The organism is Thiomicrorhabdus xiamenensis (assembly GCF_013282625.1).
Classification (GTDB): Bacteria; Pseudomonadota; Gammaproteobacteria; order Thiomicrospirales; family Thiomicrospiraceae; genus Thiomicrorhabdus; species Thiomicrorhabdus xiamenensis.
Map to the genome: position 1 here is coordinate 220111 of NZ_CP054020.1, position 11975 is coordinate 232085.

13 protein-coding genes are annotated in these 11975 nt (G+C 48.5%); 9 read left to right on the plus strand and 4 right to left on the minus strand.

The features are described 5' to 3' along the window. Nucleotides 1–14: 14 nt before the first annotated feature. Together hisH and hisB are read right to left on the minus strand one after the other, a co-directional pair. A complete protein-coding gene (gene hisH, locus HQN79_RS00995) occupies nucleotides 15–653 on the minus strand; it encodes an imidazole glycerol phosphate synthase subunit HisH (RefSeq protein ID WP_173283847.1) in 639 nt (212 codons plus the stop codon). After that, the gene (gene hisB, locus HQN79_RS01000) at nucleotides 653–1240 is read right to left on the minus strand and encodes an imidazoleglycerol-phosphate dehydratase HisB (RefSeq protein WP_173283848.1); all 588 of its coding nucleotides are present in this window, start codon (nucleotides 1238–1240) and stop codon (nucleotides 653–655) included. Before hisB ends, hisH begins: the two co-directional genes overlap by 1 nt. A 567-nt stretch (nucleotides 1241–1807) precedes the next feature. On the opposite strand from hisB, the gene ccoN reads away from it, so the two are divergent. The 9 genes from ccoN (at nucleotide 1808) to ccoS (ending at nucleotide 10549) form a co-directional block, all read left to right on the plus strand. Then, nucleotides 1808–3238 carry a cytochrome-c oxidase, cbb3-type subunit I gene (gene ccoN / locus HQN79_RS01005; protein WP_173283849.1) on the plus strand — a complete coding sequence of 477 codons (1431 nt, stop codon included), beginning with the start codon at nucleotides 1808–1810 and terminating at the stop codon, nucleotides 3236–3238. A gap of 71 nt (nucleotides 3239–3309) precedes the next feature. Next, the gene (ccoO, locus tag HQN79_RS01010) at nucleotides 3310–4143 is read left to right on the plus strand and encodes a cytochrome-c oxidase, cbb3-type subunit II (RefSeq protein WP_173283850.1); all 834 of its coding nucleotides are present in this window, start codon (nucleotides 3310–3312) and stop codon (nucleotides 4141–4143) included. Next, the gene (locus HQN79_RS01015) at nucleotides 4143–4325 is read left to right on the plus strand and encodes a cbb3-type cytochrome c oxidase subunit 3 (protein WP_238843392.1); all 183 of its coding nucleotides are present in this window, start codon (nucleotides 4143–4145) and stop codon (nucleotides 4323–4325) included. The genes ccoO and HQN79_RS01015 overlap by 1 nt, the downstream gene beginning before the upstream one ends. A gap of 22 nt (nucleotides 4326–4347) precedes the next feature. Continuing rightward, complete coding sequence (ccoP, locus tag HQN79_RS01020; RefSeq protein WP_173283851.1) at nucleotides 4348–5256, plus strand: cytochrome-c oxidase, cbb3-type subunit III; 909 nt, start codon at nucleotides 4348–4350, stop codon at nucleotides 5254–5256. 78 nt (nucleotides 5257–5334) lie between these two features. Continuing rightward, nucleotides 5335–5472, plus strand: coding sequence for a hypothetical protein (locus tag HQN79_RS01025; protein WP_173283852.1), 138 nt, complete (start codon nucleotides 5335–5337; stop codon nucleotides 5470–5472). Nucleotides 5473–5650: 178 nt separating this feature from the next. Next, nucleotides 5651–7126, plus strand: a complete 1476-nt coding sequence (gene ccoG, locus HQN79_RS01030; RefSeq protein WP_173283853.1) for a cytochrome c oxidase accessory protein CcoG — start codon at nucleotides 5651–5653, stop codon at nucleotides 7124–7126. Between the two features lie 130 nt (nucleotides 7127–7256). Next, nucleotides 7257–7778, plus strand: coding sequence for a FixH family protein (locus tag HQN79_RS01035; RefSeq protein ID WP_173283854.1), 522 nt, complete (start codon nucleotides 7257–7259; stop codon nucleotides 7776–7778). Nucleotides 7779–7791: 13 nt separating this feature from the next. Beyond that, nucleotides 7792–10302 carry a heavy metal translocating P-type ATPase gene (locus HQN79_RS01040; RefSeq protein ID WP_173283855.1) on the plus strand — a complete coding sequence of 837 codons (2511 nt, stop codon included), beginning with the start codon at nucleotides 7792–7794 and terminating at the stop codon, nucleotides 10300–10302. A gap of 1 nt (nucleotide 10303) precedes the next feature. Continuing rightward, a complete protein-coding gene (ccoS, locus tag HQN79_RS01045; protein ID WP_173283856.1) occupies nucleotides 10304–10549 on the plus strand; it encodes a cbb3-type cytochrome oxidase assembly protein CcoS in 246 nt (81 codons plus the stop codon). 17 nt (nucleotides 10550–10566) lie between these two features. Here ccoS and HQN79_RS01050 read toward each other — a convergent pair whose 3' ends face one another. Together HQN79_RS01050 and HQN79_RS01055 are read right to left on the minus strand one after the other, a co-directional pair. Beyond that, nucleotides 10567–11490: a patatin-like phospholipase family protein gene (locus HQN79_RS01050; protein WP_173283857.1), complete on the minus strand. Its 924-nt coding sequence runs from the start codon at nucleotides 11488–11490 to the stop codon at nucleotides 10567–10569. Nucleotides 11491–11548: 58 nt separating this feature from the next. Then, the gene (locus HQN79_RS01055; RefSeq protein ID WP_173283858.1) at nucleotides 11549–11911 is read right to left on the minus strand and encodes an HIT family protein; all 363 of its coding nucleotides are present in this window, start codon (nucleotides 11909–11911) and stop codon (nucleotides 11549–11551) included. Nucleotides 11912–11975: the final 64 nt, after the last annotated feature.

The window sequence follows — 11975 nt, forward strand, 5'->3', positions numbered from 1 at the left end:
GTGACGGTGGCTTTTTAGTGCCCATCCCACTCAAGGAAATTTTTAAACAGTTGCAGACCGTGCTCGGCGCTTTTTTCCGGGTGGGCCTGGATGGCAAAGATATTGTGCGCACTCAATACCGACGGAAAGGTCTGTCCATGCGTTGTTTCACCAATAATGGTGCTTTTGTCTTCAGGAGAAACATAGAAGCTATGTACAAAATAGAAACGACTGTCCTGAGGGATGGCATGCCACAGAGGGTGGTCTTGAGTCTGGTGAATCTGATTCCAGCCCATATGCGGCATTTTTAATTCAGGGTGACCGCTTAAATCAAACTGTGTAACGTCGCCTTTAATGATATCCAGACAATCAACGCCATTGTTTTCAGCGCTGTGTGACATTAGAACCTGCAAGCCCATGCAGATTCCCAGAAAAGGCTTTTCCTGAGCGGCTTGTTTGACTGGTTCGACCATGCCGGTATCGGTCAGAGCTTGCATACAGGCCTTGGCGGCACCTTGTCCCGGGAAAATTACCGAGTCGGCATCTGCAATAACTTGAGGATCCTGGGTGACAACGATTTTAGTGCGAGCGTCGGCCATATGCTCGGCGGCTTTCGACACCGAGCGCAAGTTTCCCATGCCGTAATCGACCACGGCAACTAACTTTTGATCCATTAAAGACTTCCTTTGGTTGACGGCATTTTCCCGGCCATGCGTTCATCCGCACTCAGTGCCATGCGCAGTGCACGACCGAAGGCTTTGAAAATGGTTTCCGCCTGGTGGTGTGCGTTAATGCCGCGGATATTGTCGATATGCAGAGAAGCGCCGCAGTGGTTGACAAAGCCCTGAAAGAATTCCATGACCAACTGGGTTTCAAAGGTACCGATCTGTTCACGGGTGAAATCGCAGTGGAACTCCAAGCCCGGGCGGCCGGACAGGTCAATTACCACGCGGGAAAGCGCTTCATCCAGCGGGACATAAGCGTGACCGTAGCGGGTGATGCCTTTTTTATCGCCCACGGCTTTGGCGATGGCCTGACCAAGGGTGATGCCTACGTCTTCAACCGTATGGTGATCATCGATATGCAAGTCGCCGTTGGCTTTGATGTCTATGTCGATCATGCCGTGGCGGGCGATCTGATCAAGCATATGCTCGAAAAAAGGTACACCAGTATCTAATTTGGCTTCACCTTGCCCGTCCAGGTTTACGCTGATTTCGATTTGGGTTTCTAAAGTGTCTCGCTTTATGGTTGCCGTTCGCATGCGCTTCTTTTCCTGAAAATATCAAAACACCATATGATACCGCAAAACCTTGAAATTTAATAAATACGCTGTTGATAGGGCAATTTTTTAAGCCGGCATGTCGTTTTTTAGGTAAAACCCTTTATTTTGTAATGGTATTTTTCGGGCGTTGTTTGGGGTGATGAAATTTCTGATAGGTTTGCTTGGTTGAATCCAGGTCAGATGCCATCAGATCGGTTTTTGAACACCTGGTGTTGTTGGTTTTTTCCGCGTGTGTAGGGTTTATTAGAATTTTTTAATATGCACTTATAAAATATTTTGAATGGGCAATAAAGGGCGGGGTTTGGGATAATTCGGAGGTTTTTTGGAGGTGTCTAAATCAAATTTTCTATAAGTTATTGAAATATAGTTGATTTTGTTTGAATTGCTTGGATTGCAATTGATACGGGTTAATTTTCAATAGTCTTAAACTGGTAACAGGCGCTCTTTGAACGTTATAATTCCGAGCTACGGGGAGTCTGTGCCTTTTTTAAGGTACAGGTAGTTTGATTTAGGCAAAACTTTGACTTATTTAGGGGAATCCGACTAATGGATACTACAGCTAAGCCACAATACGATAATGGCGTAGTCAAGTATTTAACGGTTGGCGCAATAGTCTTTTTGGTGTTGGGTACTTTCTTGGGTACCTTTGCAGCATCACAGCTTGCGTGGCCAGCGTTAAACTTTGACATCGCAGAAATCACTTTTGCTCGTTTGCGTGTAATGCATACGAACACGGTTATCTTTGCATTTGGTGGTATGACCTTGATGGCTACCGCATTCTATACAGTTCAGCGCACCAACGGTGTCAAGCTATGGAGTAACTCTATGGCCTGGTGGACTGCAATTCTTTTCACAATCGGTCTTCTGGCGACGGTTGTTACCATCTCTCTTGGGATGACAACCGGTAAAGAGTACCACGAGCAAGAGTGGCCTCTGGCAATTGCGATCGCTGTTGTCTGGACCATGTACACTTTCAACTTCGTAATGACCATCGCGTCACGTAACAAAGAGACGCACTCTCACGTATACGTTTCGAACTGGTTCTTCCTAGGTATGATGATTGCGATCACTTACCTTTACGTTGTAAATGGTCTGGCAATTCCTGTTTCGTTGTTCCGTTCTTACTCAATGTTTGCCGGTGTTCAAGATGCGATGATTCAGTGGTGGTGGGGTCACAATGCGGTAGGTTTCTTCCTGACTGCCGGTTTCCTTGCGATCATGTATTACTTCGTGCCTAAGCAGGCGCAGCGTCCTATCTACTCGTACCGTCTGTCAGTTATCCACTTCTGGGCTCTGATGTTCGGTTATGTATGGTTGGGTGCTCACCACTTGCAATACACGGCGCTTCCAGACTGGACGGGTTCTCTTGGTGCGGTAATCTCACTAGCGATGATCATTCCTTCATGGGGTGGTGCGCTTAACGGTATGCTGACTCTGTCAGGTGCCTGGGACCGTCTGCGTACAGACTATATTCTGCGCTTCTTGATTATCTCTTTGGCGTTCTACGCGATGTCGACTTTCGAAGGCCCTGTAATGGCGGCTAAGACGGTTAACGCGCTATCTCACTACACTGACTGGACGGTTGGCCACGTTCACTCTGGTGCTCTGGGTTGGGTTGCGATGGTATCGATCGGTGCTCTATACCACATGGTAATGAAGCTATGGAAAACCGAGATGTACTCTATGCAGTTGATCAACTTCCACTTCTGGTTGGCAACAATCGGTACGGTGTTCTACATCGTTGCGATGTGGGTATCCGGTATCATGCAGGGTCTAATGTGGCGTGCTTATGACGAGTACGGTACTTTGGCTTACACCTTTGCGGAATCGGTTGCAGCTATGCACCCATACTATGCAATGCGTGCTTTCGGTGGTCTATTGTTCTTCACCGGTGCGGCGGTCATGCTTTATAACGTAGTAATGACTATCCGTATGGCTAACGCTCGTGCGTCCAAGCCAGTTGAAGCAACTGCATAATTATTAGGCATCCTGTGCGTCGGTTCGGCCGACGCCCTGATTGGAATCAATGAGTTGAGGAGCACAAACTCATGTCAAATCATGACGACAAACCAAAAAATATCCAGGATGGTCTAGAGCGTAATATTTTCGCCCTATTCCTGGCGACTGCACTGGCAGTATCAATTGCGGGTATTGTTGAAATCGTACCTCTGTTCTATCTTAAATCTGCTGTAGATTACACAGAACAGACCGATAAATACGGTAACGCGAAAAATGAAAAGTTCCCTGAACTAGTTTGGGAACGTACCTTTACCGAAGATGAGAACGGTAAAATCGTAGCTGACAAGGCGCTATACAAGTTCGATAAGAACGGTAAGCCGATGTTGGCAGATTGGAAAGCAGGCGACGGTGTACGTCCTTACACGCCGCTTGAGCTAGCCGGTCGCGATCTTTATCTTCGTGAAGGTTGTTATATTTGTCACTCTCAAATGATTCGTCCGTTCCGTGATGAGCGCGAACGTTACGGTCACTTCTCTCTGGCGACAGAATCTATGTACGATCACCCTATGCAATGGGGTTCAAAGCGTACTGGTCCTGATCTGGCCCGTCTAGGTGGTAAATACTCTGATGAATGGCACGTAATGCACTTGTTGCGTCCACAGGATCTAGTTCCTGAATCAGTTATGCCTGCCTATCCATGGCTTGCGGATCGTATGGTTTCTGAAGATTTCTTCGGCACGGAACGTGATATGAAGAAACGTCTGGAAGTTATGCGTACTCTAGGGGTTCCGTACTCTGACTGGGAAATTGAAAACGCGAACAAAGCGATCGAAGGTTATACCGAGATGGATGCGATGGTTGCGTACCTGCAGGTGTTGGGAACGATGGTTAAGCTGGACGACAGTAAAGTTTACCGTCAATAATGAGTCGTATGGAACATTACTTCAGCACAGACTGGTCAGCATTGACTACCCAAGACTGGGCTGGACTGATCATCACGGTTTTAGTGTTTATCGGTATGTTGATTACCTTTGCTCTGGCTCTGCGCCCATCCAAGCGTAAAGAGCTGGAGGAGCAAAAACACAAAATCCTTGAAGATGATTGAATCATTCTGAGGAGAATAAAAAATGGCAAATCATAACCCTTGGCCAGACGAAGGCAATACTGGTCACATTTGGGATGAGGACCTGCGTGAGTTAGATAACCCACCGCCGCTGTGGTGGATGCTGTCTTTCTATGCCGGTTTCATCATGATTATCTTCTACACCTTGTATTATCCGGTTATTCCTTTGACCGATAAAACAGGTGAGTTCACTAAAGGTATGGCAGGATGGACTGCCATCGAAGAGTACAACGAAGACTTCAAAGTACTGAAAGACTGGCGTGTTGCTAAATTCGCCGATAAGGAAGAGCAGCTGGCTGCGATGTCTGTTGCCGATATCCTTAAAGATGATGAACTGCGTCAGTACGCGGTAGCAACTTCAAAAGTACTTTTCGGTGATTACTGTGCGGCTTGTCACGGTGCCGGTGGTGCGGGTAACCCTAACTTCCCTGTTTTGGCTGATGATGATTGGCTATGGGGTGGTCAGGTAGCGCAAATCGAAGCGTCGATTAAAAACGGTCGTATCGGTAACATGCCTGCTCGCGGCATGATGGGTAACCTGTCTGACGAAGAGATCGATAACGTAACCGATTATGTTATCGCGCTTTCCGAAGGTAAGGGTAGCGACCCTCAATTTGCAGCCGGTAAAGCGGTATATGCGAAAGGTATGTGTCTTGCGTGTCACGGTCCTGCTGGTAAGCCTTTGGCTCCAGCCGGTGCAGCTAACCTGACTGACCAGGTATGGCGTTTCAGCTCTGATCGCGATGCGATCCGTAACGTAATCGCTAACGGTGTAAATGTTAAGAAAAACGGCGAATACATCGAAGGTACTCGTCAAGCGATTATGCCGGCTTTCAAAGAGCGTCTTCCAAACGCGGATGTTAACGTTAAACGTCTTGCGGTTTATATCCACCAGCTAGGTGGTGGTCAATAAGGCGATCTGTAAGAAAGGAGAGTTCTGGCTCTCCTTTTTGCTTTCTTAAGCTCTACTTTAGTGACAAAGGAGTTCATCATGGGTGATTTAAATAATGACTGGGTACTTTGGGGTTCTATCGGCGCCTTGGTACTTTCAATTGTTGCATTAATTGGTTTTGCCTGGAAAGCCGCTCGCGGTATGGAAGGCATGGAAAAGGATGAAGATAAAGATTAATTAATCTTGATTCTTGATTTATACATCCTTAAAAGCCGGGGGAACCCGGCTTTTTTATTCCTATCTCAAATCAAAAAATGCTTATATTCCAAGATAAAGATAATCAGTTTTGAGATAATTTTGATTCGTTAAAATCATGATCTACTTGAATATTTAGCAGTATTAGCAAGGAAAAGCTATGTCAGAAAAGCAGTCAGAGACGGCCACTAAAAGCGGTACCGATCACTCGGTACTGGGTGGTGTCGAAACCAGTAATAAAAATCTGGAAAACATCGGGGTAGAATTGTTGCCGGTGCATACGGAAGGGACTGTGCACGCGAAACGCATTCCGGGAACTTTCCGTAAGATAAAATGGATTCTGGCCTCATTCTGGTTGATTCTGTTTGTTGGTCCTTACCTGCGCTGGGATGGACATCAGGCTATTCTGTGGGATCTGGCGAATCGCCAGTTTCACTTTTTCGGCCTGACCATTCTGCCTCAGGATATTTGGATTCTGGCCATGATTCTGCTCTTTTTTGCGTTACTGCTAGCGGCTTCAACGGCTGTTGCCGGGCGTCTCTGGTGCGGGTATTTCTGTTTCCATACGGTTTGGACGGATGTCTTTACCTGGCTGGAAGAGAAATTTGAAGGCCAGCCGAACAAGCGTCAAAAGCTGGATCAAGCGCCGATGAGCCTGGAAAAGCTCAAGGTTAAGATTCCGAAGCACCTTATCTGGCTATTGATCGGTTTCGCAACTTCTTTCAGTTTTGTTGCTTATTTTACCGATGCGATTGACCTTTGGGCACGTCTGTTTGCTTTTGAATGGGGTAGTGTCGAGACGACCATCGTCGTCGTTCTTGGATTGTCGACCTATTTTTTTGCCGGCTTTCTGCGTGAGCAAACCTGTATCGGTTTTTGCCCTTATGCACGTATTCAGGGTGCCATGATCGATACGCAAACTGTCGTGCCGACTTATGACCAGGATCGTGGTGAGCCTCGTGGGCGTATGCGCCGTGTCAAACCGGGTGAAGAAGCCCCTGATTTAGGTGACTGTATCGATTGTAACCTGTGTGTTGCGGTCTGCCCGACCGGTGTTGATATTCGTTTGGGGCAGCAGTTCGGCTGTATTACCTGCGGTCTGTGTATCGACGCCTGTGATTCGGTCATGGATAAGATCAAAAAGCCGCGTGGGCTGATTCGCTATGCATCCTTGCAAGAGTTTACCGGCAAGAAGTTGCCGGCTATCTGGAAACGTCCGCGTGTAATCGTCTATTCCGCGATTATGACGTTTGCCGCTGGTGCGATCCTGTACGGTTTGGCCACTATGTCGCCGATTGACGTCAAAGCGTTGCACGAACGCTCGCCTCTGTTTGTTCAGATGAGTAACGGCTCGATTCAGAACAAGTGGACGCTTAAAGTCGTCAATAAAGGCGCCGAAGTGATGCAGGCCAAAATTACCATCGGCTCCGAATTCCAGAATATGGAATATGACGTCAGTCCTGCAGTATTGAGCGTGCAGCCGGGAACAGTTGGTTCGGCGACGCTGCTGGTACGTATTCCACGCCGTGATTTGACCGAGGCGAATACGCCGATCGATATCATGGTCGAAGACGTTAATAACCCGCAGATCAAAACCACTTACAACAGTGTTTTCATCGGTCCAAAACCCCGTTAAGTTTCAATAGCTTTCAAGGCTTTTTGTCAGGATTGCTTTGAGAAACACCGTTATAATAAGCCCTTTACCTTTTTAAGGTAGAGGGCTTTTTTTCTTTGGGGCTTATTTGATTGAAATTTAGGAGATGACCATGCCAGAAGCCAAAAAAGACCAGCGTGACTGGAGCAATGTATGGAAGAATCCGTTCGTCATTGCCTGGCTGGTGATTCTGACGATTGTATTAGCGGTTAACTTCTTTATGGTCAGTATGGCGATTGTGACCAATCCAGGTCTGGTTGTGGACGACTTTTACGAGCAGGGCAAGAATATGGATAAAATCCTTGCCGAACAGAAGCGTATGGAAAAGTTGGGTTGGCAATTGAATATTGATCTGCCGATCCTTTCCGAAGCCAAATCGCAAACGGTGACTCTGAACGTGCTTGATAACGAGAATAAGCCGATGGATGTCGACAGTGCGATTCTGTACTACTATCGTCCTTCCGACCGTAACCTGGATGGCGAAGCGCCTTTGTCGGCGACCACAGAGACCGGCGTTTATCAGGTTGAGTTCAGTCTTCCTCTTAAAGGAAAGTGGGATGTGATTATGGAGGTCAAAAAGGGTGAAAATACCTTTAATGTCGGGCGCTCCATTATGGTTCAGGATCCGGAATAAAGAGTAAGTATCTATGGCGCAAAGCTGCTTTCACTGCGGACAGGCGATTCCGGAAGGTGACCTGATTCTCAAACCGATCGAAAACGAAGAGCGGGAATTCTGCTGTCACGGATGTGCTTCGGTGTGCGAAGTGATTTACGAATCCGGTATGCAGAGTTTTTACCAACGCACTCCGGACGGTGAGCTTTTGTCCCCGCCGCCGGCGCCTAACAAAGATATCGACTTCTACGATTACGACGAAGTACAGGAACAGTATGTCGATAATCTTGGCGAGCGTCGGGAAATCACCCTGATGTCCGAAGCAATTCACTGCGCCGCCTGCGTCTGGCTGATTGAGCATACTCTGGCCAATGTGGACGGGATTATGATGGCCCGCGTCAACTTTACCAACAAGCAGATTAAGCTGCGTTGGGACAACTCTCAGATCAAACTTTCCGACATTATCAAAAAGCTGAACAGTATTGGCTATGACGCCACGCCTTATGACGCTTCGGCCAGCGAAGCGGCTTACCGTAAAGCCAACCGCGATCTTCTGTACCGCCTGGGTTTTGCCGGTTTTGCCATGATGAATGTGATGTGGTTTTCGGTTGCGCTTTATACCGGCGCCAGCGAAGATCTGGAGTATCGCAATTATTTCCATTGGCTCGAGCTTGTGATCGCGACAGTGACGCTGGCTTATTCCGGTCAGCCGTTCTTCAAAGGGGCTTATACCGCGCTTAAAGGGCGTACGGTCGGAATGGATGTCTCCATTAGCCTCGGGATGATGACGACCTATCTGTACTCCTGCTGGGTAACCATGCATCCGGAAAATGTCGGTGAAGTGTATTTCGATACGTTGATCGATTTCATGTTCCTGCTGCTGATTGGTCGCTACCTTGAAGCGATTTCGAAAAACAAAGCGGTTGACGCCTCAAGGCGTCTGATGGAATTGCAGCCGAAAGTGGCGCGTAAGCTGGACGACGGCGAAGAACAGATTGTTCCGGTGCGTACTTTGACACGCGGTATGCAGATACTGGTCAAGCCAGGCGAGCAGTTTCCGGCCGACGGCCTGGTGGTTAGCGGCGAAAGTCTGGTCAATGAATCCATGCTCAGCGGTGAGTCGCGTGAAATCAGCAAGCGACACGGCAGCAAAGTGGCTGCGGGGACTCTGAATATTGATGGCACCTTAACGGTAGAAGTGGAATCGATATTGCAGAATACCCAACTCGGACGAATCGTGCATATGGTTGAAGAGGCGCAGGGTTCGAAAGCGCCGATTCAATGCACTGCCGATAAGATTATGCCGTGGTTTGTCACCGTGACTTTAAGTCTGGCGGTGTTCAGTTTCGTCTATTGGCTGTTCAACGCCGAAATCGAGTTTGCGATCATGACCGCCACAGCAGTACTGATTATTACCTGTCCATGCGCCTTCGGGCTGGCGACGCCTATGGCGATTGCGGTTGCTTCGGGTGTCTCCGCCCGCCACGGTATTTTGATTAAAAACGGAACCGTGCTTGAGACTTTGCGGGATATGGATCACTTTGTATTCGATAAAACCGGAACGCTTACCAAAGGTAAGATGAAGCTGACAGCTACCGAGTGGCTCGATGATTCGATTAAACAGAAAACGGTCTATCATGCCGTGGCCGCGATTGAGAACCGCTCCGAACACAGTCTTGGTAAAGCGCTGTTTGAATCGATCTGTGTGCAGCAGAATCTACCCGCCCGGGAATTGCCGCAAGTGGATGAATTCAAGACGATCTCAGGAAAAGGGGTCTATGGCTGCATCGACGGTGTCAAATGGCATATAGGGACGGCCAGATGGCTTGAAGAGCTGTCAATTGAACTGCCGTTAAGCTTGCTTGATAGAACCAGAAGACATGCAGAGATGGCGCAGACGGCGGTATGGATTGCATGCGATGATGTTGTGCAGGCGGTTTTCTATCTGGAAGATGAAATTCGCGAAGATGCCGCTGAGCTGATTCAGTTACTGAAAGCGCGCGGTAAGGAAGTGACTTTGCTGAGCGGTGACCTGAACGTGGTTGCCGAACGGGTTGCTGAACAGCTTGGCGGTCTGAATGTGATTGCCGAAGTTCTGCCTGAAGATAAGAATGCCCAGATTCAAAAACTTCAGCGGCAGGGACAGCGGGTTGCAATGGTCGGTGATGGAATTAACGATGCTCCGGCACTGGTCCGCGCCGACGTCGGGATTGCTCTTGGCTCCGGTACCGATGTATCAATGGAAAGTGCCGATATCGTCTTGATGAACAATCATTTGCTGGCCGTCGAAACCGCGGTCGCACTTTCTGACCGTACCCTGAAAACCATTAAACAAAACATTGCCAGTTCCATCACCTATAACCTGATTATGGTGCCTTTGGCGATGAGTGGTGCCCTGACACCGCTGATCGCAGCGATTACGATGCCTTTGAGCAGTTTGGTGGTTATTGGAAATGCCGCCAGAATCCGCAGCTTTTTCGGTGACAAGGCGATGCGTCAGAGACAGAAAACGGCCAGAAAAAAGGTCGAAGTGATAGGAGCTTAAAGTGGATGTAATTTACGGCTTAATTCCGATGATGTTGTTCTTCGGTTTTCTGGTTGTGGTGGTCTTTATCTGGATGGCCAAAAAAGGCTATTTTGACGATATGGACGGCCAAGCGAACCGAATCCTGATGGATGACGACGACTTTCAACCGACTGCTAAGCAGGAGAAGGGGGATGAGAGTGAAGCTTCTCCTGCGGAACAGGGAACAGAAACGGAACAGAGCAAGGGTACGCCTGCGGATAAGTAAGCCGCAGCTCTTAGTGCCTAAATAAAATCGATCTGTTCCTTGATCGCCTTTTCAGCCCAATACTTCCCAGCAGGAATCAGCTCGTTGCCCCGGTGAAAGTCGTGTGATTCACAGATGTTGACCGGAATTTCGATCAGGATATCCGGTGGCGTTCCGGCAATTTGATAGCGTGTCAGGGTATCCTGCATGGTATTGAACATGCCCATCATAATATCGGTTAGCGATAGATCGGTCGGATCTCTTTTGTCGCTATCCGTCTCCTTCTCCAAATGAAAAAGTTCCTGTAAATTCTGCAGAAACTGGCTGATAGCGGAATTTGACGGCGACTCTTGTTTTTCTTCTTTATCCGGTCTCGGTGCTTTGCCGAAAGGTTCCTTGATCGCGCGTCCGGACAGACTGACGGCAACTGTAATCTGGTTGTTTTCAACGGATTGCGGCGGGATCGGCAGAGGATTGAGGATACCTCCATCCACCAATACCATATTATTCTTGACCAGCGGCGTGAAAACCCCCGGAACCGAGATGGATGCGCGAATGGCGTCAACCAGATCGCCGCGGTTAATCCAGACCTCTTTCTGGCCAAGGATGTCGGTCGAGACGGCGCTGAAAGGGATGGGCATCGACTCGATTTTCAGATCACCGACCCAGTCACGCAGCTTCTCCATGATTTTATCGCCTTTCACAAACCCCTTACGGCTCTCCAGAGTCAAATCGAGAAACCGCAGTACATCCAAACGGTTGATGCGGGTTACCCATTTCTCGTACTCGTCCAGTTTGCCGGCCGCATAGATTCCGCCAATCAAAGCCCCCATCGAACAACCGGTAATCTGAGTGATATTAAATCCCTGATTCTGCAGGTAATGGATGACGCCGATGTGGGCCAACCCTCTGGCTCCGCCTGATCCGAGGATCAAATGAATGTCTTTGTTATTGATGTGCATGCATTTTCCTTTCTGGGAGGCTCTCATGGGCCCTTAAAGCCGAATTAGCTGGCAGGCCTTAGTATTTCTGTTTTTCGGGAATAACGCCGCGCACTCCGCCTTTAGGATCGTCGGTATCTCCGCTATAGCGAGGGATAAGGTGGATGTGGGCATGAGGAACGCTTTGCCCGGCCACTTCGCCGCAGTTGACACCGATATTGAAACCGTCCGGCTGGTAGCGCTCAAGCAGATAGGTTTTGGCCTGCTCAACCAGTTCCAGTGCATCAATCTGCTCGCTGCGCGTCATATCGAACCAGGTTTCGGCATGACGTTTAGGAATAATCAAGGTATGCCCTTCGGTCACCGGATAGATATCGAATCGAGCATAACAGCTGGCGTTTTGCAGATAGCCGTCAATTTGGCAGAAAGGGCAGGTCTCCATAGTTTCATCCTGTTAATAAGTTGCTTGCTATGGAGACGATTGTAGGGGATGTCGAAGAGGGTTG

Bases quoted from the DNA above. Each gene is read 5' to 3' on its own strand.
- hisH (WP_173283847.1), bottom strand. From the start codon at position 653: ATGGATCAAAAGTTAGTTGCCGTGGTCGATTACGGCATGGGAAACTTG.
- ccoO (WP_173283850.1), top strand. From the start codon at position 3,310: ATGTCAAATCATGACGACAAACCAAAAAATATCCAGGATGGTCTAGAG.
- HQN79_RS01035 (WP_173283854.1), top strand. From the start codon at position 7,257: ATGCCAGAAGCCAAAAAAGACCAGCGTGACTGGAGCAATGTATGGAAG.
- hisB (WP_173283848.1), bottom strand. From the start codon at position 1,240: ATGCGAACGGCAACCATAAAGCGAGACACTTTAGAAACCCAAATCGAA.
- HQN79_RS01055 (WP_173283858.1), bottom strand. From the start codon at position 11,911: ATGGAGACCTGCCCTTTCTGCCAAATTGACGGCTATCTGCAAAACGCC.
- HQN79_RS01040 (WP_173283855.1), top strand. From the start codon at position 7,792: ATGGCGCAAAGCTGCTTTCACTGCGGACAGGCGATTCCGGAAGGTGAC.
- ccoG (WP_173283853.1), top strand. From the start codon at position 5,651: ATGTCAGAAAAGCAGTCAGAGACGGCCACTAAAAGCGGTACCGATCAC.
- HQN79_RS01050 (WP_173283857.1), bottom strand. From the start codon at position 11,490: ATGCACATCAATAACAAAGACATTCATTTGATCCTCGGATCAGGCGGA.
- ccoP (WP_173283851.1), top strand. From the start codon at position 4,348: ATGGCAAATCATAACCCTTGGCCAGACGAAGGCAATACTGGTCACATT.
- HQN79_RS01025 (WP_173283852.1), top strand. From the start codon at position 5,335: ATGGGTGATTTAAATAATGACTGGGTACTTTGGGGTTCTATCGGCGCC.
- ccoN (WP_173283849.1), top strand. From the start codon at position 1,808: ATGGATACTACAGCTAAGCCACAATACGATAATGGCGTAGTCAAGTAT.
- HQN79_RS01015 (WP_238843392.1), top strand. From the start codon at position 4,143: ATGAGTCGTATGGAACATTACTTCAGCACAGACTGGTCAGCATTGACT.